Origin of the sequence: Streptomyces sp. NPDC003456 (assembly GCF_042878735.1) — a bacterium.
Lineage (GTDB): Bacteria > Actinomycetota > Actinomycetes > Streptomycetales > Streptomycetaceae > Streptomyces.
Genome location: NZ_JBIAOK010000003.1, coordinates 226,862 through 247,658, shown reverse-complemented (window position 1 = coordinate 247,658; position 20,797 = coordinate 226,862). Strand labels below are relative to the sequence as shown.

Below are 20,797 nucleotides of genomic sequence, written 5' to 3'. Positions count from 1 at the left end.
TAATGCCTTCTTTCCTACGCTTCATCGCGTATGTACTGCTTGCTCTACGACTTTACTGGGCGGCCGGGACCGGTTCGGACGCGAGTTCGGGTGATCGCCCGGCGAGGCGTTCGCGCCAGGCCGCGAGGACGGCCGCGTCGGTGGCCGGGGTCGCCAGGGAGACGATCACGTAGGCGGCGAGCGAGGCCAGCAGGCCGTAGTAGACCGGCTCGTTGGCGAGGATGCCGTGGGTGGCCATCAGCACGACGACCGCGACGCCGCCGACCAGCACGGAGGCCAGTGCGCCGTACACGGTGCCGCGCCTCCACACCAGGCCGCCGAGGATCGGCACGAGCAGGCCGCCGACGAGGAGGTTGTAGGCGACGGTCAGGGCCTCCACGACGTTGTCGATCGCGATGGCCGTGCCGATCACCGCCACGCCCATGATCAGGATGAAGGCCCGGTTGCCCTTCACCTCGTCGTGGTCTCCGGCCGGTGCGCTCCGGCCGATCCCCCGCAGCCGCGACCAGATGTCGTTGTTGGCCACGGTGGCGCAGGCGATCAGCGCGCCCGAGGAGGTCGACATCACGGCGGCCAGCGCGGCGGCGAGCACCAGCCCGCGCACGCCCATGGGCAGTTCGTCCTTCACGATGGTCGCGAAGGCGTCGTCCGGGCTGCCGAGCTTCGGGTACAGCACCTTGGCGGCCGTGCCGATGACGGCGCCGGCGAGGGCGTAGGCGAGGCAGTACGTGCCCGCGACGGTGCCGCCCCACTTGGCGGTGCGGTCGCTGCGGGCGGTGAAGACCCGCTGCCAGATGTCCTGCCCGATGAGCATGCCGAAGGTGTAGATCAGCACGTAGGTGAAGATCGTCTCGCCGCCGATGCCCAGCGGGTCGAAGTACTCGGTGGGCAGCTGCGCCTTCATCTCGGCGAACCCGCCGGCCTTCACGACGGCGATGGGCAGCAGCAGGAGCAGCACGCCGACGGTCTTCACGACGAACTGCACCATGTCGGTGAGCGTGATCGACCACATGCCGCCGAGGGTGGAGTACGCCACCACGATCGACCCGCCGAGGACGATCGCCAGCGTGCGGTTGATGTCGAACAGCACGTCGAAGATCGTGGCGTAGGCGATGGTCGAGGTCACGGCGAGCATCAGCGTGTACGCCCACATCACGAGGCCGGAGACGACCCCGGCGCGACCGCCGCCGTAGCGCAGGTCCAGCATCTCGGAGACCGTGTAGACCTTCAGGCGGGCGATGCGGGCGGAGAAGAGGACGGACAGGACGAGCAGGCCCAGGCCGATGGTGAACACCATCCAGGCACCGGACAGGCCGTACTGGTAGCCCAGCCCCACACCGCCGATGGTGGAGGCGCCGCCCAGGACGATCGCCGCCATGGTGCCGGAGTACATGGCCGGGCCGAGGCGGCGGCCGGCCACCAGGAACTCGCTCTTGGAGCGGGCGCGGCGCATGCCCCACCAGCCCATGGCCAGCATCCCGGCCAGATAGACGACGATCACGAGGTAGTCGACGGCCATGGGGCCTCCTTCGCACGCGCTCGCTCGTTCGGGGACGAGGTGGACGAGGACTGACCCTAGGTGGCCGGAAAGCGACTGCGAAGTGTACGTTTCATCCATTCGAACCGCTCGGTATGGAGGGAACGCACACCATGCCGGAACCGGCCGTCCCGCCCACCCCGCCGGTCCGGCTGTCCGCCCTGCTGGCCCGCGAGGACCTGGGCCTGCGGCAGGTGGCCGGCCCGGACGACCCGGACCGGGTCGTGCACTGGGTGCACACCTCGGAGATGGCCGACCCGTTCCCGTACCTGCTCGGCGGGGAACTGCTGCTCTCGGCCGGGGTGCACATCCCGCAGGACGCCGGACCCGGCTACTTCGACGACTACGTGTCCCGGATCGTCGCGGCGGGCGGCGCGGCACTGGGCTTCGGCGTGGCCCCGGTGCACGACACGGTGCCGGACGCCCTGGCCGCGGCCTGCGCACGGCACCGCCTGCCGTTGCTGGAGGTGCCGCCGCGCACCACCTTCTCGGGTGTGGCGCGCGCGGTCTGGCAGCTGATGGCCCGGGCGCGCCTGGCGGAACTGCGCCGGGTGGCCGACGCCCAGCAGCACCTCGCCTCCGCAGCCTCCCGGCCCGACCCGGTCCCCTCGGTCCTGCGGCAGCTCGCCCGGCGGCTGGCCGGGTGGGCGGTGCTCTACGGACCGGACGGCGCGCGGCTCGCGGCGGCCGGCCGGGAACCCGCGGCCGAGGCGCGCGCGGCCCTGGCGGCGCTGGCGGGCGTGGTCCGGCCGGCCGGAGAGGCGGCCGGACGCCCCGGGCCCACCTCCGCCGCCGACACCACCGCCGGCCTCCATCTCGCCGCGTACGCGCTCGGCGCCGGGCACGGGTTCGTCCTCGGGGTGGCGGCCCCGGCCCGCGACCCCGGCGACCACACCATCGCCTCGGTCGCCGCGGTCCTGCTGTCCCTCCTCACCGGCGAACAGCACGGCGGCAGCGGCGCCGCCCGGTCCGCCGCGCTGGTGCGGCTGCTGCTGGGCGCGCCGCCCGAGGAGGTCGCCCCGCTGCTCGGCGACGGGGAGTGGGTCGTCGTGCACGCCCGGCCGGACACGGACGGCCCCCCGGACCCCGTCGCCGCCTCCGCCCTGGGCGCCGCCCTCGGCTCCGCCCTGGTCGACCCGGCGGGCGACGCCGTACGGGTCCTGGTGCCGGCCGGCCGCGTCCCGGCCCCGCTGCCCGGCTGGACCCTCGGCGTCAGCGCCCCCGCGGCCCCGGCCGACTGGGCCGCCGCCGACACCCAGGCGGCCCGCGCCCTGTCCCGGGCCCGCGCCACCCGCACCCCGCTGCTCCGGCACGCCCCGCGCCCCGCCCTGGCCGACCTGGTCCCGCCCGGCGAGGCGGCGGCGCACGCCCGGGTGCTCCTCGCCCCGGTCACGGCCCACCCCGCGCTCACCGAGACCCTGCGCACCTGGCTGTCCCTGCACGGCAGTTGGGACCGCACGGCCGTGGCCCTGTCCGTGCACCGCAACACCGTGCGCCAGCGCGTCGCCCGCTGCGCGAGCCTGCTGGGGACCGACCTCGACGACCCGGACGTCCGCATGGAGCTGTGGTTCGCGCTGCGGCGGCTCTGAGTACCCGCGCCCACCCCTGACCGGGCCCGCCCTGAGTACGTGACGCACGTCCCAGCGCGCGATACCCAGGGACGCCCACCTGGGGCTGCCCCACAATGGGACCCATGCCGATAACCGGGACCCCCAGCCGCGCCGAACTCCTCGACCATCTCGTCCGGACGCGCATCGCGGGCGACGTCGCCACCCCGCGCGAGAACAACCTCTCCCACTACCGCAAGCTGGCGAACGGCGACCGCCACTACTGGCTCGGCCTGGAGCTCGGCGACCGCTGGACCGACGAGCAGGACGTCCTCGCGGTGATGGCGGAGCGCGTCGGCGTCAACGACGACCCCGGGCACCGGTACGGCCAGGACACGATCGACCCCGAGCTGACGGTCTCGGCCCTGGAGCGGCTCGCCGCGCGGCTGCGCAAGGCGGCCGACGGCGGCCAGCGCGTCCTGTTCGCCACCGGCCACCCCGGCGGCCTGCTCGACGTCCACCGCGCGACCGCGGCGGCGCTGCGCGCGGCCGGCTGCGAGATCGTCGTCATCCCCGACGGGCTGACGACCGAGGAGGGCTACGTCATGCAGTTCGCGGACGTGGCGGTCCTGGAGCACGGCGCGACCCTGTGGCACACCCACTCGGGCGAACCGATGAAGGCGATCCTGACGGCCCTGGAGCGCGCGGGCCGCCCGCTGCCCGACCTGGTCGTCGCCGACCACGGCTGGGCGGGCTACGCCGGACAGCACGGCGTGGACTCCGTCGGCTACGCCGACTGCAACGACCCGGCCCTGTTCCTGGCGGAGGCCGAGGGCACCGTGCAGGTGACGGTCCCCCTCGACGACCACGTGATCAGCCCGCGCCACTACGACCCGATGACGGCCTACCTGCTCTCGGAGGCGGGCCTGGGCTAGGGCCCGGAGGAGGTCCCGGGGGGAAGCCGGTCGTCGCTCGGCCGGTGGACGGGAACGGGGCCGCACCCGCGACCGCGTGCCCCGGACCTGCCGCCGGACGACCTGGCCGAGGTCAGTGACGGGCGCGGGGGACCCGCACGACGCCCTCCTGGATGACCGACACGGCGAGCCGGCCGTCCTGCGTGTAGATGCGGGCCTGCCCGAGGCCGCGCCCGCCGGAGGCCGAGGGGGACTCCTGGTCGTACAGCAGCCATTCGTCGGCGCGGAACGGCCGGTGGAACCACATGGCGTGGTCCAGGGAGGCCCCGACGACGTCGCCGACCGCCCAGCCGCCGCGGCCGTGCGCGAGCAGGACCGAGTCGAGCAGGGTCATGTCGGAGACGTAGGTGGCGAGCACGATGTGCAGTAGGGCGTTGTCGACGGGCCCGTCGAGCTTGCCGTTGGTGCGGAACCACACCTGGGAGTGCGGCTCGCGCGGCTCCCCGAACCGGCCGTAGGGCGGTTCCTCGACGTAGCGCAGGTCGATGGCCTCGCGTGCGGCGAGGAAGTGCGCGACGACCCCGGGGTCGAGGTGGTCGTAGCCTCGGAACCGCTCCTGCGAGGTGGGCAGCGCCGCCGGGTCCGGGGCGGGCGGCATGGGCGCCTGGTGGTCCATGCCCTCCTCGTGCTCCTGGAAAGACGCGGACAGCGAGAAGATCGGCCGGCCGTGCTGGACCGCGACCACCCGGCGGGTGGTGAAGGACCGGCCGTCGCGGATGCGCTCGACGTCGTAGACGATGGGCGCGCCCGGGTCGCCCATGCGCAGGAAGTACGCGTGCAACGAGTGGGGCGGCCGGTCCGCCGGGACCGTACGCCCGGCGGCGACCAGCGCCTGGGCCGCGACCTGGCCGCCGAAGACCCGGGGGACCACGGCGGACCGGGACCGGCCGCGGAAGATGTTCTCCTCGATCTGCTCCAGGTCGAGCAGATCGAGGAGGTCCTGGAGTGCCTGGCTCATGAAGTCGGTTGTACCGGCCCGTGGTTGCCGGGGCCTTACAGGCCCATGTCCTTGGCGATGATCGACTTCATGATCTCGCTGGTGCCGCCGTAGATGCGGTTGACGCGGTTGTCCGCGTACAGGCGGGCGATCGGGTACTCGTTCATGTAGCCGTAGCCGCCGTGCAGCTGGAGGCAGCGGTCGATGACGCGGTGGGCGACCTCGGTGCAGAACAGCTTCGCGGAGGCGGCCTCGGCGGGGGTCAGCTCACCGGCGTCCAGGGCCTCGGTGGCGCGGTCGGCGACGGCCTCGGCGGCGTCCACCTCGGCCTGGCAGGCGGCCAGCTCGAACTTGGTGTTCTGGAAGTGCGCGACGGGCTTGCCGAAGACGGTGCGCTCCTGCACGTACTGCTTGGCGAACCGGACCGCGGCCTTGGCCTGGGCGTAGGCGCCGAAGGCGATGCCCCAGCGCTCGGAGGCGAGGTTGTGGCCGAGGTAGTAGAAGCCCTTGTTCTCCTCGCCGAGGAGGTCCTCGACGGGCACCTTGACGTCGACGAACGCCAGCTCGGCGGTGTCGGAGGTCTTCAGGCCGAGCTTGTCGAGCTTGCGGCCGACGGAGTAGCCCTCGGACTTGGTGTCCACGGCGAACAGGGAGATGCCGTGGCGGCGGTCCTCGGCGGTGGGCGCGGAGGTGCGGGCGCACACGATCACGCGGTCGGCGTGCACGCCGCCGGTGATGAAGGTCTTGGCGCCGTTGAGGACGTAGTGCGTGCCGTCCTCGCTCAGCTTGGCGGTGGACTTCATGCCCGCGAGGTCGGAACCGGTGCCCGGCTCCGTCATCGCGATGGCCCACATCTCCTCGCCGGTGACGAACTTCGGCAGGTACCGCTTCTTCTGCTCGTCCGTCGCCAGCATCTTGATGTACGGCAGGGCGAGCAGCACGTGCACGCCGGAGCCGCCGAACTGGACGCCGGCGCGGGCGGTCTCCTCGTACAGCACGGCCTCGAACTTGTGCGAGTCGAGACCGGCGCCGCCGAACTCCTCCGGCACGTTGATGCCGAAGATGCCCAGCTCACCGAGCTTGTAGTAGAAGTCGCGGGGCGCCTGGCCCGCCGCGAACCACTCGTCGTAGACGGGCACGACCTCGGCCTCGATGAAGGCGCGAAGGGTCTCCCGGAACGCCTCGTGATCCTCGTTGAACACCGTACGGCGCACGCCGCCACCTCCACGACATCATGTCTAAGCGCTTGCTCAGCCAAAGATACCGGCCAGTATCCGGACGCGTCCAGGGTGGGTCGGGGGTAACGCTCGTCACGCTGGGGCCGGGAGGCGGGGGGCGGCGAGGCCCGACCGGGGCCGGGACGGAGGGCGGTGGCGGGCCGGGCCTGTTGCTCGACAGCTTCGAACGGACGGGCTGGCGAAACGGGAGGGCGGGGGGGCGCAGCCCCCGCCGGGCGGCGGGCCGAGCCCCGAGGGGCCTGCCCCCCAACAGCTTCGGACGAACGGGGTGCAGGGGGGCGCAGCCGTCGCCGAGGTCCGGTGCGGAGCCCCGGCAGGGCCGGGCTTACCCGACAGCTTCGGATGGACGGCCGAACCGGGGTGCAGGGGGCGCAGCCCCCGCCGGGGACCGGGGCGGAGCCCCCGGGGGCCGAGCCTGTCACCCGACAGCTCCGAATGGACAGACCGGCGAACCGGAGGCGCCGGGGTCCGGGGCGGAGCCCCGGGCGAGGCGGGCCGTCACCCTTCGCGCGCCGTTGCACCGGATGCAGGGGGCGCAGCCTCCGCCTGGGCCTGGGGCGGAGCCCCGGGGGAGCCGGGCTTACCCGACAGATTCGGCTGGACGGCCGAACCGGGGTGCAGGGCGCAGCCCCCGCCGGGGCCCGCGGCGGAGCCCCGGGCTTACCCGACAGCCTCAGGCGGGCGGACGAACCGGGGTGCAGGGGGCGCAGCCCCCGCCGGGGTCCGGGGCGGAGCCCCGGAGGGGGCAGGGCCTGTCACCGGGCCGTTTCGGGTGGGTTGGGTGGGAAACCTAGTCCCCCGCCGCCGCGAACGCCCCCCGGGCCATCCGGTGCAGCAGCTCCGCCGTCGCCCCCCGCCCCGGCAGCACCCCGCTCCTCCCCAGATGCGGCGTCGAGTTCAGCAGCCCGAACACCGAGTGCACCGCCGACCGCGCCGCCGGCTCCCCCAACCCGGGGTACACCTCCCGCACGACCCCCACCCACAGCTCCACGTACTGCCGCTGCAGCTGCCGCACCATCTTCCGGTCACTGTCCCGGAGGCGATCCAGCTCCCGGTCGTGCAGGGTGATCAGAGGCCGGTCGTCGAGCGCGAAGTCGATGTGCCCCTCGATCAGCGAGTCCAGCACCCCCTCCGCCCCCTCCCCGTCCGCCTCCGCAACCCTCCGCTTCGCCCCGGTCAGCAACTGCCCGCTGATCCCGACCAGCAGTTCCGCGAGCATCGCGTCCTTGCCCGGGAAGTGCCGGTACAGCCCGGGCCCGCTGATCCCGACCGCGGCGCCTATCTCGTCGACCCCGACCCCGTGGAAGCCTCGCTCGGCGAACAGCCGCGCGGCCTCCTTGAGGATCTGCTCGCGGCGGGTGGGGGCGTCGGTTCTGGTGGCCATGAAATCGATTCTAGACAGCGAGGTTAGCGCTCGTTAACCTGAAGGAAATGCGTTAACGCTCATTAACACGTGAGGGGACCCGCAGGATGCACGAGGCACCGGAGCTCACGAGCGCGGCAGACCCCGCGTCGGAGGCCTTTCGGGCCAACGAGGAGGCGCACCGCACCCTCGTGGAGGAGCTGCGCGCCAAGCTCGCCAGGGCCGCACAGGGCGGGGGCGAGAAGGCCCGCGCCCGCCACACGGCGCGCGGCAAGCTGCTCCCCCGCGACCGGGTGGACACCCTCCTGGACCCGGGATCACCGTTCCTGGAGCTGGCCCCGCTCGCGGCCGACGGGCTGTACGAGGACCAGGCCCCGGCCGCCGGGGTCATCGCCGGCATCGGCCGGGTCAGCGGCCGCGAGACCGTGATCGTCGCCAACGACGCCACGGTCAAGGGCGGCACGTACTACCCGATGACGGTCAAGAAGCACCTCCGCGCCCAGGAGGTCGCCCTCGACAACCGCCTGCCCTGCGTCTACCTGGTGGACTCCGGCGGCGCCTTCCTGCCCATGCAGGACGAGGTCTTCCCGGACCGGGACCACTTCGGCCGGATCTTCTACAACCAGGCCCGCATGTCCGGCGCCGGGATCCCCCAGATCGCCGCCGTGCTCGGCTCCTGCACGGCCGGCGGGGCGTACGTCCCGGCGATGAGCGACGAGGCCGTGATCGTCCGCAACCAGGGCACGATCTTCCTCGGCGGCCCGCCCCTGGTGAAGGCGGCCACCGGCGAGGTGGTCACCGCGGAGGAGCTCGGCGGCGGCGAGGTGCACTCGCGCGTCTCGGGCGTCACGGACCACCTCGCGGAGAACGACGCGCACGCCCTGCGCATCGTCCGCACGATCGTCTCCACCCTCCCGGCCCGGGGCCCCCTGCCCTGGGAGGTCACCGAGCCCGTCGAGCCCAAGGTCGACCCGCACGGCCTCTACGGCGCGGTCCCGGTCGACTCCCGCACCCCCTACGACGTGCGCGAGATCATCGCCCGGGTCGTCGACGGCTCGCGATTCGCCGAGTTCAAGTCCGAGTTCGGCCAGACCCTGGTCACCGGCTTCGCCCGGATCCACGGCCACCCGGTGGGCATCGTCGCCAACAACGGCATCCTGTTCGCCGAGTCCGCCCAGAAGGGCGCCCACTTCATCGAGCTGTGCGACCAGCGCGGCATCCCGCTGGTGTTCCTGCAGAACATCTCGGGCTTCATGGTCGGCAAGGACTACGAGGCGGGCGGCATCGCCAAGCACGGCGCCAAGATGGTCACGGCCGTGGCCTGCACCCGCGTACCGAAGCTCACGGTCGTGGTCGGCGGCTCGTACGGCGCGGGCAACTACTCGATGTGCGGCCGGGCGTACTCCCCCCGCTTCCTGTGGATGTGGCCGAACGCCAAGATCTCCGTCATGGGCGGCGAGCAGGCCGCCTCGGTCCTCGCCACGGTCAAGCGCGACCAGCTGGAGGCCCGCGGCGAGTCCTGGCCGGCGCAGGAGGAGGACGCCTTCAAGGCCCCGATCCGCGCCCAGTACGAGCGCCAGGGCAGCGCCTACTACGCGACGGCCCGCCTGTGGGACGACGGGGTCATCGACCCGATGGACACCCGTCAGGTCCTGGGCCTGGCCCTGACCGCCTGCGCCAACGCGCCCCTGGGTGACCCCCAGTTCGGCGTCTTCCGGATGTGAGGGGACGGACGACGATGTTCGAGACAGTGCTGGTGGCCAACCGAGGCGAGATCGCCGTCCGCGTCATCCGGACGCTGCGGTCGATGGGCGTGCGCTCGGTGGCCGTCTTCTCCGACGCGGACGCCGACGCCCGGCACGTCCGCGAGGCGGACACGGCGGTCCGGATCGGCCCGGCCCCCGCCATCGAGAGCTACCTGTCGGTGGAGCGCCTGCTGGAGGCGGCGGCCCGCACCGGCGCCCAGGCGGTCCACCCGGGCTACGGCTTCCTCGCCGAGAACGCCGGCTTCGCACGCGCCTGCGCCGAGGCGGGACTGGTCTTCATCGGTCCCCCGGCGGACGCGATCGCGCTGATGGGCGACAAGATCCGCGCCAAGGAGACGGTCCGGGAGGCCGGGGTGCCGGTGGTGCCCGGCGGCCGGGACCCGGAGCTGGCCGAGGCGGCCCGCGAGCTGGGCGCGCCGGTGCTGCTGAAGCCGAGTGCGGGCGGCGGCGGCAAGGGCATGCGCCTGGTGCGGGACCTGAGCCGGCTGGAGGACGAGATCGCCTCGGCCCGCCGTGAGGCCCGGGCCTCCTTCGGCGACGACACGCTGCTGGTGGAGCGCTGGATCGACCGGCCCCGCCACATCGAGATCCAGGTCCTCGCCGACGGCCACGGCAACGTGGTCCATCTGGGCGAGCGCGAGTGCTCCCTCCAGCGCCGCCACCAGAAGATCATCGAGGAGGCGCCGAGCGTCCTGCTCGACGAGGAGACGCGTGCCGCGATGGGCGAGGCGGCGGTCCAGGCGGCCCGCTCCTGCGGCTACCGGGGCGCGGGCACGGTGGAGTTCATCGTCCCCGGCACCGACCCGTCGTCGTACTACTTCATGGAGATGAACACCCGCCTCCAGGTCGAGCACCCGGTCACCGAGCTGGTCACCGGCCTGGACCTGGTCGAGTGGCAGCTGCGGGTCGCGGCGGGCGAATCCCTCGGCTTCACGCAGCAGGACGTACGGCTCACCGGTCACGCGGTGGAGGCCCGCATCTGCGCCGAGGACCCGGCGCGCGGCTTCCTGCCCTCCGGCGGCACGGTGCTCAGGCTGCGCGAGCCGCAGGGCGACGGGGTGCGCACCGACTCGGGCCTCACCGAGGGCACGGAGGTCGGCAGCCTCTACGACCCGATGCTCTCCAAGGTCATCGCCTACGGCCCCGACCGGGCCACGGCCCTGCGCAAGCTGCGCGCGGCCCTGGCCGAGACGGTCACGCTCGGCGTGCAGACCAACGCCGGTTTCCTGCGCCGCCTGCTGGCCCACCCGGCGGTGGTCTCCGGCGACATGGACACGGGCCTGGTCGAGCGCGCGGTCGAGGACCTGGTCCCCACGGACGTGCCGGAGGAGGTGTACGAGGCGGCGGCGGCCGTCCGCCTGGAGGGCCTGAAGCCCGAACCGGGCGGCTGGACGGATCCCTTCTCGGTCCCGAGCGGCTGGCGCCTGGGCGGCCGGCCGAAGCCGCCCGCCTTCCACCTGAAGGTGCAGGAGCCGCTGGAGTACCTCCCGCGCGGCACGGCGGCGGTCGGCGACGACCGGGTCGCGGTGACCCTGGACGGCGTCCGGCACACCTTCCACCGCGCCGCGGACTGGCTCGGCCGGGACGGCGACGCCTGGCACGTCCGCGACCACGACCCGGTGGCCGCGTCCCTCACCCGGGCGGCCCACGGGGGCGCCGACTCGCTGACCGCGCCGATGCCCGGCACGGTGACCGTGGTGAAGGTGGCCGTCGGCGACGAGGTGAGCGCCGGCCAGAGCCTGCTGGTGGTGGAGGCGATGAAGATGGAGCACGTCATCTCCGCCCCGCACGCCGGCACGGTCGCCGAACTGGACGTCGCGCCGGGCACCACGGTCGCCATGGACCAGGTCCTGGCGGTCATCGCACCGCACGAGGAGGCGGCGGAATGACAGCACCGGGACTCCCCATGACCGTGCCCGCCCGGGACCTGCCCGCCCGGGTGCGCATCCACGAGGTGGGGGCGCGCGACGGCCTGCAGAACGAGAAGGGCACGGTCCCCACGGAGGTGAAGGCGGAGTTCATCCGCCGTCTGGCCGGCGCCGGCCTGACCACCGTCGAGGCGACGAGCTTCGTCCACCCCAAGTGGGTCCCCCAACTGGCGGACGCCGAAGCCCTGTTCCCGATGGTCGCCGATCTCCCGGTGCAGCTCCCGGTCCTGGTGCCGAACGAACGCGGCCTGGACCGCGCCCTGGCCCTGGGCGCCCGGCGGGTCGCCGTCTTCGCCAGCGCCACGGAGTCCTTCGCCAAGGCCAACCTCAACCGCACGGTGGACGAGGCCCTGGCGATGTTCGAGCCGGTGGTGAACCGGGCGAAGTCCGCGGGCGTGCACGTCCGCGGCTACCTCTCCATGTGCTTCGGCGACCCGTGGGAGGGCGCGGTCCCCGTCCCGCAGGTGGTGCGGGTCTGCCGCGCCCTGCTGGACATGGGCTGCGACGAACTGAGCCTGGGCGACACCATCGGCGTCGCGACCCCCGGTCACGTCGTCGCGCTCCTCGCCGCCCTGGACGAGGCGGGGGTGCCGCCGTCCGCCCTCGGCGTGCACTTCCACGACACCTACGGCCAGGCCCTGGCCAACACGCTCGCGGCGCTCCAGCAGGGCGTCACGACGGTCGACGCCTCGGCGGGCGGCCTGGGCGGCTGCCCGTACGCGAAGTCGGCGACGGGCAACCTCGCCACCGAAGACCTCGTGTGGATGCTGCGGGGCCTCGGCATCGACACCGGCATCGACCTCGGCCGCCTCGTCGCCACGAGCACGTGGATGGCCGCCCGACTGGGCCGACCCAGCCCCTCCCGCACCGTACGAGCTCTGTCCCACGAGGACACCGAGGAGCAGTGATCACCATGGACTACCGTCTCTCCCCCGAACTGGAGGAACTCCGCCGCACCGTCGAGGAGTTCGCCCACGAGGTGGTGGCGCCGAAGATCGGCGACTTCTACGAGCGGCACGAGTTCCCGTACGAGATCGTGCGGGAGATGGGCCGCATGGGGCTGTTCGGCCTGCCCTTCCCGGAGGAGTACGGCGGCATGGGCGGTGACTACCTGGCCCTCGGCGTGGCCCTGGAGGAGCTGGCCCGGGTCGACTCCTCGATCGCCATCACCCTGGAGGCGGGTGTCTCGCTCGGCGCGATGCCGATCCACCTGTACGGCACCGAGGCCCAGAAGCAGGAGTGGCTGCCCCGCCTGTGCTCGGGCGAGATCCTGGGCGCGTTCGGCCTGACCGAGCCGGACGGCGGCAGCGACGCGGGGGCGACGCGGACGACGGCCCGGCTGGACGAGTCGACGAACGAGTGGGTCGTCAACGGCACGAAGTGCTTCATCACCAACTCGGGCACGGACATCACGGGCCTGGTGACGGTCACGGCCGTCACGGGCCGCAAGCCCGACGGCCGGCCGCGGATCTCCTCGATCATCGTCCCCTCGGGCACGCCCGGCTTCACGGTCGCGGCCCCGTACTCCAAGGTCGGCTGGAACGCCTCGGACACCCGCGAGCTGTCCTTCGCGGACGTCCGCGTCCCGGCGGCGAACCTGCTGGGCGAGGAGGGCCGCGGCTACGCCCAGTTCCTGCGCATCCTGGACGAGGGCCGCGTCGCCATCGCGGCGCTGGCGACGGGTCTGGCCCAGGGCTGTGTCGACGAGTCGGTCAAGTACGCCAAGGAGCGCCACGCGTTCGGCAAGCCGATCGGGTCGAACCAGGCCATCCAGTTCAAGATCGCGGACATGGAGATGAAGGCCCACACGGCCCGCCTCGCCTGGCGCGACGCGGCGGCCCGCCTGGTGACCGGCGCCTCGTTCAAGAAGGAGGCGGCCCTGGCCAAGCTCCACTCGTCCACGGTCGCGGTGGACAACGCCCGGGAGGCCACCCAGATCCACGGCGGCTACGGCTTCATGAACGAGTACCCGGTCGCCCGCATGTGGCGCGACTCCAAGATCCTTGAGATCGGCGAGGGCACGAGCGAGGTCCAGCGCATGCTGATCGCCCGGGAGTTGGGGCTGGTCGGCTGAGGCCGCAGCACACGGCCGAGACGGCCTGACAGCGGGCGCGGTGATCCGGATCACCGCGCCCGTCGGCGTGCGGCGCCCCACCTCGGGCACACCCCCAGGCCCCCCTGGACACAGAGCGAGGTTAGGCTAACCTAATCGTGATCTCAGCCAAGCGGCTGCCGGCCGCGCCCGCAGTGGCTCCGTACGCACGAAAGCAGACCCCGTCATGTCGAACGCCATATCCGCCCGCCTCTCCCGTCGCGGCCTGCTCGCCGCCGGTGGTGCCCTCGGGCTCGGCGCCCTCGTGACCGCGTGTGGCAGTGAGGACTCCAAGGACGGCGGCTCCGGCGCGAAGGGTGCCGCCGCGTCCGGCCCCTGGTCGTTCAAGGACGACCGCGGCACGACCGTGAAGCTCGACAAGGCCCCCGCGACCATCGTCGCCTTCACCGGTGTCGCCGCGGCCCTGTACGACTACGGCGTCGAGGTCAAGGGCGTGTTCGGCCCGACGAAGACCGAGGACGGCAAGGCCGACGTCCAGGCCGGCGACATGGACGTCAGCAAGCTGACGGTCCTCGGCAACGCCTGGGACCAGTTCAACGTCGAGAAGTACGCGGCCCTCGCCCCGGACGTGCTGATCTCCACCATGTTCGACGACGCCGGCACCCTCTGGTACGTCCCGGCGACCTCCAAGGACAAGATCGCCAAGCTCGCCCCGAGCGTCGGCATCTCCGTCTACGACCGTCAGATCACCGCGCCCCTGCAGCGGATGTGGGAGCTGGCCGAGTCCCTCGGCGGCGACATGAAGGCCGCGAAGGCCGCGGACGCCAAGAAGCGCTTCGAGGCGGCCTCCGAGCGACTGCGCAAGGCCGCCAAGGCCCGTCCCGAGATCACCGTGATGGCCGGCTCCGCGAGCCAGGAGCTGTTCTACGTCTCCGGCACCAACCTCTCCATCGACCTGGAGTACTTCAAGGCGCTCGGCGTGCGCTTCGTCGAGCCGCCGGAGAAGGCCAAGACCCAGGGCGGCGGCTGGTTCGAGAGCCTCAGCTGGGAGAACGTCGACAAGTACAAGGCCGACATCATCATGATGGACGACCGCACCTCGGCCATCCAGCCGGCCGACATCACCGAGGCGACCTGGAAGAAGCTGCCCGCGGTCAAGGCCGGCCAGGTCATCCCGCGTTCGGCCGAGCCCATCCTGTCCTACGGCAAGTGCGCGCCGCTGGTGGAGAACCTGGCGAAGGCGATCGAGACGGCGAAGAAGGTCGGCTGACACCGCACACCGCGGGAGCTGCGCGCGCACGGCGGCCGCGGGCCGCGGACGGCCGGCCGCGCGGCTCCCCCTGCCCCCGACGGGGCGCCACCCCACCCCCGGTGACACATCAGGAGCCCTCATGACCACCGCCGTGGCCGCCCCGTTCCGCTTCTTCTCCCTCCAGGTCGTGCGGACGAGGCGGCTCGGGCCGTCCCTGGCCCGGGTCACCTTCGCGGGGCCCGATCTGCACGCCTTCCACTCCGACGGCCGCGACCAGTCGCTCTCCCTGTTCTTGCCGCACCCGGGCCAGTCCGAGCCGGTCGTGCCGGTGGAACTGGGGGACGGCTGGTGGCAGGGCTGGCGCGAACTGCCGGACGGCGTGCGGGCCGTGATGCGGTCGTACACCCTGCGCGCGCTGCGCCGGGACCCGGACGAGATCGACATCGACTTCGTCCTGCACGGCGTCGGACCGGGCGCCCACGGCGAGGCGGGTCCCGCGGCCCGCTGGGCGGCCCGGGCCGCGGCGGGCGACCGGGTGCTGCTGCTGGGGCCGGCGGTCGCCGACAACCGGGCGATCCGCTTCCGGCCGCCCGCGGACAGCGACCTCGTGGTCGTCTGGGGTGACGAGACCGCCGTGCCGGCCGCCTCGGCCGTCGTGGAGTCGCTGCCGGCCGGCGCCCGTGCCCGGGTCTGGCTGGAGGTGCCCCACGCCGGCGACGTCCAGGACCTGGCGACCGCGGCCCAGGCCGAGATCACCTGGCTGGTGCGCGCCGAGGGGGCGCCCACCGCCCTGGACGCCGTCCGGGCGGCGGACTTCGGGTCCGCCGAGCGGCCGTACGTCTGGCTCGCCGGTGAGTCGGGGTGCGTGAAGGAGCTGCGCCGGCACTTCGTGGCGGAGCGGGGTGTCGACCGCCACCGGGTCACCTTCGTCGGCTACTGGCGCCGCGGCGTCAGCGAGGAGCAGTTGCGCGCCGAGGGCTAGGCGCGGCGTCCCGCCGGGTGGCCGAGTGATCACGGTCACGCAACACTCCCACCCCTCCCACGCCTCTCTGAACTTAGGTTAGGCTAACCTAAGTTGAACCCGCGGTTCAGCCCGTCACCGATCCGCCCCGGACTGTCCCCACCGGAGGACCCGCACATGCGCTCGCACCTGCTCAACGACACCACCGCGGAGCAGTACCGCCGCTCCGTGACCGACGGAGTCGAGCGGGTGGCCGCCAAACTCGCCGCCACCGACCGGCCGTTCACCGGTGTGACCGTCGACGCCCTCGCGCCGCGCATCGACGGGATCGACCTCGACCAGCCGCTGCACGACACCACCGCGGTGCTCGACGAGCTGGAGGAGGTCTACCTCCGGGACGCGATCTACTTCCACCACCCCCGCTACCTGGCCCACCTCAACTGCCCGGTCGTCATCCCGGCCGTGCTCGGCGAGGCCGTCCTGTCCGCCGTCAACTCCTCCCTGGACACCTGGGACCAGTCGGCCGGCGGCACCCTCATCGAGCGCAAGCTCATCGACTGGACGAACGCCCGCATCGGCCTCGGGGAGAACGCCGACGGCGTGTTCACCTCCGGCGGCACCCAGTCCAACCTCCAGGCGCTGCTGCTGGCCCGCGAGGAGGCCAAGCCGGGGCGGGACGGGTGGGAAGGTCCGGCCTCGCTCGCGAAACTGCGCATCTTCGCCTCCGAGGTCAGCCACTTCAGCGTGAAGAAGTCCGCGAAGCTCCTCGGCCTCGGGCAGGACGCGGTGGTCTCCGTGCCCGTCGACCACGACAAGCGCATGCAGACCGTCGCCCTCGCCCGCGAACTGGAGCGCTGCACGGAGGCCGGCCTCGTCCCCATGGCCGTCGTCGCCACCGCGGGCACCACCGACTTCGGTTCGATCGACCCGCTGCCCGAGATCGCCGAGCTGTGCGAGCAGTACGGCACCTGGATGCACGTCGACGCCGCCTACGGCTGCGGACTGCTCGCCTCCCTGAAGCACCGGGACCGCCTGACCGGCATCGAGCGCGCCGACTCCGTCACCGTCGACTACCACAAGTCCTTCTTCCAGCCGGTGAGTTCCTCGGCCGTCCTGGTCCGGGACGCCACCACGCTCCGGCACGCCACCTACCACGCCGAGTACCTCAACCCGCGCCGCATGGTGCAGGAACGTATCCCCAACCAGGTGGACAAGTCCCTGCAGACCACGCGCCGCTTCGACGCCCTGAAGCTGTGGATGACGCTGCGCACCATGGGCGCCGACGGCATCGGTCAGCTCTTCGACGAGGTGTGCGCCCTGGCCCGGGAGGGCTGGAAGCTGCTCGCCGCCGACCCGCGCTTCGACGTCGTGGTCGAGCCGAGCCTGTCCACCCTGGTCTTCCGCTACGTCCCGGCGGCCGTCACCGACCCGGCCGAGATCGACCGCGCCAACCTCTACGCCCGCAAGGCCCTGTTCGCCTCCGGTGACGCCGTCGTCGCGGGCACCAAGGTCGGCGGCCGCCACTACCTGAAGTTCACCCTGCTGAACCCCGAGACGACGGTGTCCGACATCGCCGCCGTCCTCGACCTGATCGCCGGCCACGCCGAGCAGTACCTGGGAGAGTCCCTTGACCGCGCGTCCTGACAACCGAACCAGCACCCACGACTTCGTGGGGATCGGGCTCGGCCCCTTCAACCTCGGCCTGGCCTGCCTCACCGAGCCCATCGACGAACTCGACGGCGTCTTCCTGGAGTCGAAGCCCGACTTCGAGTGGCACGCGGGCATGTTCCTGGACGGCGCCCACCTCCAGACCCCGTTCATGTCGGACCTGGTCACCCTCGCCGACCCCACGTCCCCGTACTCCTTCCTCAACTACCTGAAGGAGAAGGGCCGGCTGTACTCGTTCTACATCCGGGAGAACTTCTACCCGCTGCGCGTCGAGTACGACGACTACTGCCGCTGGGCCGCGGGCAAGCTGAGCAGCATCCGCTTCGGCACCACCGTCACCGAGGTGACGTACGAGGACGACCTCTACGTCGTGCACACCGCCGGCGGCGGCACCTACCGCGCCCGGCACCTCGTGCTCGGCACCGGCACCCCGCCCCACATCCCCGAGGCGTGCCGGGACCTGGGCGGCGACTTCATCCACAACTCCCGCTACCTGCAGCACAAGGCGGAGCTGCAGAAGAAGGAGTCGATCACCCTGGTCGGCTCGGGCCAGTCGGCCGCCGAGATCTACCAGGACCTGCTCGGCGAGATCGACGTCCACGGCTACCGGCTGAACTGGGTCACCCGCTCCCCGCGCTTCTTCCCGCTGGAGTACACCAAGCTCACGCTGGAGATGACGTCCCCGGAGTACGTCGACTACTTCCGCGCGCTGCCCGAGGCGACCCGCTACCGCCTCACCGCCGAGCAGAAGGGCCTGTTCAAGGGCATCGACGGCGACCTGATCAACGAGATCTTCGACCTGCTCTACCGGAAGAACCTCGCCGGCCCCGTCCCCACCCGGCTGCTCACCAACTCCGCGCTGCACAGCGCCCGGTACGAGGACGGCACCTACACCCTCGGTTTCCGCCAGGAGGAGCAGGTCAAGGACTTCGAGCTGGTCTCCGACGGCCTGATCCTCGCCACGGGCTACAAGTACGCCGAGCCCGAGTTCCTCGCGCCGGTCAGGGACCGCCTCGTCTACGACGCGCAGGGCAACTTCGACGTGGCGCGCAACTACGCCGTCGACATCACCGGCCGCGGCGTGTTCCTGCAGAACGCCGGTGTCCACACGCACAGCATCACCAGCCCCGACCTGGGCATGGGCCCGTACCGGAACGCGTACATCATCCGCGAGCTGCTCGGCTCCGAGTACTACCCGGTGGAGAAGACGATCGCGTTCCAGGAGTTCGCCGTATGAGCAGCAGCACCGGTGTCGGCCGGCTCACCGTCCGCCCTCTGGACCCCCTGAAGGACGCCGGGACACTGCACACCTGGGTCACCCACCCCAAGGCGGCCTACTGGATGATGCAGGACGCGAAACTCCAGGACGTCGAGCGCGAGTACATGCGCATCGCGGCCCACGAGCACCACGACGCGTTCCTCGGCCTGCACGAGGGCAGGCCCGCGTTCCTCATGGAGACGTACGACCCGCGGTACGTGGAGCTGGTCGGGCTGTACGAGCCGCAGCCCGGCGACGTCGGCATGCACTTCCTGGTCGCGCCGACCGACCGGCCGATCCACGGGTTCACCCGGGCCGTCATCACGACCGTGATGGAGGAGCTGTTCGCCGACCCGCGCACCCGGCGGGTCGTGGTGGAGCCCGACGTCGGCAACAAGGCCGTCCACGCGCTCAACGAGGCCGTCGGCTTCGTCGCCGAGCGCGAGATCGACAAGCCGGAGAAGCGCGCGCTGCTGAGCTTCTGCACGCGTGAACAGTTCCTGGCAGCCCGAGGAGCAGCCGTATGACCCTGTCCGACGCCGTGGCGCACCTGTCCCCCCACCGCTGGGCGCGGGCCAACCGCCTCCTGATCCGCAAGGCGCTCGCCGAGTTCACGCACGAGCGCCTCCTCACGCCCGAGGCCGACGGCGAGGGCCGGTACACCGTCCGCAGCGACGACGGGCTGACCCGGTACACCTTCACCGCGGTGATCCGCGCCCTGGACCACTGGCAGGTCGACGCCGAGTCGATCACCCGTCACCGGGACGGCGCCGAAGTCCCGCTGTCCGCGCTGGACTTCTTCATCGAGCTGCAGAAGTCCCTGGGCCTGAGCGACGAGATCCTGCCGGTCTACCTGGAGGAGATCTCCTCCACCCTCTCCGGCACCTGCTACAAGCTCACCAAGCCGGCCGTGCCGGCGGCCGAGCTGGCGCGCGCCGACTTCCAGACGGTCGAGACCTCGATGACCGAGGGCCACCCGTGCTTCGTCGCCAACAACGGGCGGCTCGGCTTCGGCATCCACGAGTACCTGTCGTACGCGCCGGAGACCGCGAATCCCGTCCGGCTGGTCTGGCTGGCCGCGCACCGCTCGCGCGCCGCGTTCACCGCCGGTGCCGGCGTCGAGTACGAGTCGTTCCTGCGCGAGGAGCTGGGCGGCGAGACCGTCGAGCGCTTCCACGCCGTGCTGCGCGAGCAGGGCCTGGACCCGGCCGACTACCTGCTCATCCCGGTCCACCCCTGGCAGTGGTGGAACAAGCTCTCCGTCACCTTCGCCGCCGAGGTCGCCCGGCGGAACCTGGTGTGCCTGGGCGAGGGCGACGACGAGTACCTGGCCCAGCAGTCCATCCGGACCTTCTTCAACCGGACCAGCCCCCCGAAGCACTACGTCAAGACGGCTCTGTCCGTCATCAACATGGGCTTCATGCGCGGCCTGTCGGCGGCCTACATGGAGGCCACCCCCGCCATCAACGACTGGCTGGCCCAGCTCATCGAGAACGACCCGGTGCTGCGGTCCACGGGCCTGTCGATCATCCGGGAGCGGGCCGCCGTCGGCTACCGGCACCTGGAGTACGAGCAGGCGACCGACCGGTACTCGCCCTACCGCAAGATGCTGGCCGCGCTGTGGCGGGAGAGCCCGGTGCCGTCGCTGCGGGAGGGCGAGTCCCTGGCCACGATGGCGTCCCTGGTGCACGTCGACGACCAGGGCGCCTCGGTCGCGGGCGCGCTGATCCGGCAGTCGGGCCTCACCCCGGTGGAGTGGCTGCGCCGCTACCTCCAGGCCTACTTCACTCCGCTGCTGCACAGCTTCTACGCCTACGACCTGGTCTACATGCCGCACGGCGAGAACGTCATCCTGGTGCTGAAGGACGGGGTGGTGCAGCGGGCGATCTACAAGGACATCGCCGAGGAGATCGCGGTCATGGACGCCGACGCGGTGCTGCCGCCGGCGGTCGAGCGGGTGCGTGTGGACGTCCCCGAGGACACGAAGCTGCTGTCGATCTTCACGGACGTCTTCGACTGCTTCTTCCGCTTCCTCGCGGCGAACCTCGCCACCGAGGGCATCCTGGCCGAGGACGACTTCTGGCGCACGGTCGCGGAGGTCACCCGCGCCTACCAGGAGTCGATGCCCTCACTGGCGGACAGGTTCCGGCAGTACGACATGTTCGCCCCCGAGTTCGCGCTGTCCTGCCTCAACCGCCTCCAGCTGCGCAACAACCGGCAGATGGTGGACCTCGCCGACCCGTCCGGAGCCCTCCAGCTGATCGGCACCCTGAAGAACCCGATCGCCGGCTTCTGACCCCCGGACGGACGGGCAC

At 72.1% G+C, this 20,797-nt stretch carries 16 protein-coding genes; 12 read left to right on the top strand and 4 right to left on the bottom strand.

The annotated features are described in order from the left end of the window. Positions 1-52 precede the first annotated feature (52 nt). Positions 53-1,519, bottom strand: coding sequence for a sodium:solute symporter (locus ACFYWG_RS12145; RefSeq protein ID WP_389200987.1), 1,467 nt, complete (start codon positions 1,517-1,519; stop codon positions 53-55). A 131-nt stretch (positions 1,520-1,650) separates the two neighbouring features. On the opposite strand from ACFYWG_RS12145, the gene ACFYWG_RS12140 reads away from it, so the two are divergent. Both ACFYWG_RS12140 and ACFYWG_RS12135 read left to right on the top strand, forming a co-directional pair. Continuing rightward, positions 1,651-3,126, top strand: coding sequence for a PucR family transcriptional regulator (locus ACFYWG_RS12140; RefSeq protein ID WP_389200985.1), 1,476 nt, complete (start codon positions 1,651-1,653; stop codon positions 3,124-3,126). A 104-nt stretch (positions 3,127-3,230) separates the two neighbouring features. Next, positions 3,231-4,019, top strand: a complete 789-nt coding sequence (locus tag ACFYWG_RS12135) for a phosphatase (protein ID WP_376331697.1) — start codon at positions 3,231-3,233, stop codon at positions 4,017-4,019. A gap of 112 nt (positions 4,020-4,131) precedes the next feature. Here the strand turns inward: ACFYWG_RS12135 and ACFYWG_RS12130 are convergent, their stop codons facing one another. The 3 genes from ACFYWG_RS12130 to ACFYWG_RS12120 all read right to left on the bottom strand — a co-directional run bounded on the left by ACFYWG_RS12130 (position 4,132) and on the right by ACFYWG_RS12120 (position 7,617). Then, positions 4,132-5,016, bottom strand: a complete 885-nt coding sequence (locus tag ACFYWG_RS12130; protein WP_385418999.1) for an acyl-CoA thioesterase — start codon at positions 5,014-5,016, stop codon at positions 4,132-4,134. A 35-nt stretch (positions 5,017-5,051) separates the two neighbouring features. Continuing rightward, positions 5,052-6,209 (bottom strand): acyl-CoA dehydrogenase family protein, encoded by a 1,158-nt coding sequence (locus tag ACFYWG_RS12125; RefSeq protein WP_356023214.1) that lies wholly within the window; start codon positions 6,207-6,209, stop codon positions 5,052-5,054. An 814-nt stretch (positions 6,210-7,023) separates the two neighbouring features. Further along, a complete protein-coding gene (locus ACFYWG_RS12120) occupies positions 7,024-7,617 on the bottom strand; it encodes a TetR/AcrR family transcriptional regulator (protein WP_376331693.1) in 594 nt (197 codons plus the stop codon). An 86-nt stretch (positions 7,618-7,703) separates the two neighbouring features. Here ACFYWG_RS12120 and ACFYWG_RS12115 point away from each other — a divergent pair, with 86 nt between their 5' ends. The 10 genes from ACFYWG_RS12115 to ACFYWG_RS12070 all read left to right on the top strand — a co-directional run bounded on the left by ACFYWG_RS12115 (position 7,704) and on the right by ACFYWG_RS12070 (position 20,778). Then, complete coding sequence (locus tag ACFYWG_RS12115; RefSeq protein ID WP_383499247.1) at positions 7,704-9,320, top strand: carboxyl transferase domain-containing protein; 1,617 nt, start codon at positions 7,704-7,706, stop codon at positions 9,318-9,320. A gap of 14 nt (positions 9,321-9,334) precedes the next feature. After that, entirely contained in the window at positions 9,335-11,251 is a 1,917-nt protein-coding gene (locus ACFYWG_RS12110) for a biotin carboxylase N-terminal domain-containing protein (RefSeq protein WP_389200981.1), read from the top strand. After that, complete coding sequence (locus ACFYWG_RS12105) at positions 11,248-12,198, top strand: hydroxymethylglutaryl-CoA lyase (RefSeq protein WP_389200979.1); 951 nt, start codon at positions 11,248-11,250, stop codon at positions 12,196-12,198. Before ACFYWG_RS12110 ends, ACFYWG_RS12105 begins: the two co-directional genes overlap by 4 nt. A 5-nt stretch (positions 12,199-12,203) precedes the next feature. After that, on the top strand, positions 12,204-13,364 hold the full coding sequence (locus ACFYWG_RS12100) for an acyl-CoA dehydrogenase family protein (protein ID WP_383499256.1): 1,161 nt from the start codon (positions 12,204-12,206) through the stop codon (positions 13,362-13,364). Positions 13,365-13,569: 205 nt separating this feature from the next. Continuing rightward, a complete protein-coding gene (locus ACFYWG_RS12095) occupies positions 13,570-14,613 on the top strand; it encodes an ABC transporter substrate-binding protein (protein ID WP_389200977.1) in 1,044 nt (347 codons plus the stop codon). 121 nt (positions 14,614-14,734) lie between these two features. Then, a complete protein-coding gene (locus tag ACFYWG_RS12090; protein WP_389200975.1) occupies positions 14,735-15,577 on the top strand; it encodes a siderophore-interacting protein in 843 nt (280 codons plus the stop codon). A 156-nt stretch (positions 15,578-15,733) separates the two neighbouring features. Further along, entirely contained in the window at positions 15,734-17,200 is a 1,467-nt protein-coding gene (gene desA / locus ACFYWG_RS12085; protein ID WP_376331682.1) for a lysine decarboxylase DesA, read from the top strand. Then, the gene (locus ACFYWG_RS12080; protein ID WP_389200972.1) at positions 17,184-18,461 is read left to right on the top strand and encodes a lysine N(6)-hydroxylase/L-ornithine N(5)-oxygenase family protein; all 1,278 of its coding nucleotides are present in this window, start codon (positions 17,184-17,186) and stop codon (positions 18,459-18,461) included. Before desA ends, ACFYWG_RS12080 begins: the two co-directional genes overlap by 17 nt. Beyond that, complete coding sequence (locus ACFYWG_RS12075; protein ID WP_376331678.1) at positions 18,458-19,009, top strand: GNAT family N-acetyltransferase; 552 nt, start codon at positions 18,458-18,460, stop codon at positions 19,007-19,009. Before ACFYWG_RS12080 ends, ACFYWG_RS12075 begins: the two co-directional genes overlap by 4 nt. Next, complete coding sequence (locus tag ACFYWG_RS12070) at positions 19,006-20,778, top strand: IucA/IucC family protein (protein WP_389200969.1); 1,773 nt, start codon at positions 19,006-19,008, stop codon at positions 20,776-20,778. The genes ACFYWG_RS12075 and ACFYWG_RS12070 overlap by 4 nt, the downstream gene beginning before the upstream one ends. The last annotated feature ends 19 nt before the right edge of the window (positions 20,779-20,797 follow it).

Bases quoted from the DNA above. Each gene is read 5' to 3' on its own strand.
- ACFYWG_RS12145 (WP_389200987.1), bottom strand. From the start codon at position 1,519: ATGGCCGTCGACTACCTCGTGATCGTCGTCTATCTGGCCGGGATGCTG.
- ACFYWG_RS12140 (WP_389200985.1), top strand. From the start codon at position 1,651: ATGCCGGAACCGGCCGTCCCGCCCACCCCGCCGGTCCGGCTGTCCGCC.
- ACFYWG_RS12135 (WP_376331697.1), top strand. From the start codon at position 3,231: ATGCCGATAACCGGGACCCCCAGCCGCGCCGAACTCCTCGACCATCTC.
- ACFYWG_RS12130 (WP_385418999.1), bottom strand. From the start codon at position 5,016: ATGAGCCAGGCACTCCAGGACCTCCTCGATCTGCTCGACCTGGAGCAG.
- ACFYWG_RS12120 (WP_376331693.1), bottom strand. From the start codon at position 7,617: ATGGCCACCAGAACCGACGCCCCCACCCGCCGCGAGCAGATCCTCAAG.
- ACFYWG_RS12115 (WP_383499247.1), top strand. From the start codon at position 7,704: ATGCACGAGGCACCGGAGCTCACGAGCGCGGCAGACCCCGCGTCGGAG.
- ACFYWG_RS12110 (WP_389200981.1), top strand. From the start codon at position 9,335: ATGTTCGAGACAGTGCTGGTGGCCAACCGAGGCGAGATCGCCGTCCGC.
- ACFYWG_RS12105 (WP_389200979.1), top strand. From the start codon at position 11,248: ATGACAGCACCGGGACTCCCCATGACCGTGCCCGCCCGGGACCTGCCC.
- ACFYWG_RS12100 (WP_383499256.1), top strand. From the start codon at position 12,204: ATGGACTACCGTCTCTCCCCCGAACTGGAGGAACTCCGCCGCACCGTC.
- ACFYWG_RS12095 (WP_389200977.1), top strand. From the start codon at position 13,570: ATGTCGAACGCCATATCCGCCCGCCTCTCCCGTCGCGGCCTGCTCGCC.
- ACFYWG_RS12090 (WP_389200975.1), top strand. From the start codon at position 14,735: ATGACCACCGCCGTGGCCGCCCCGTTCCGCTTCTTCTCCCTCCAGGTC.
- desA (WP_376331682.1), top strand. From the start codon at position 15,734: ATGCGCTCGCACCTGCTCAACGACACCACCGCGGAGCAGTACCGCCGC.
- ACFYWG_RS12075 (WP_376331678.1), top strand. From the start codon at position 18,458: ATGAGCAGCAGCACCGGTGTCGGCCGGCTCACCGTCCGCCCTCTGGAC.
- ACFYWG_RS12070 (WP_389200969.1), top strand. From the start codon at position 19,006: ATGACCCTGTCCGACGCCGTGGCGCACCTGTCCCCCCACCGCTGGGCG.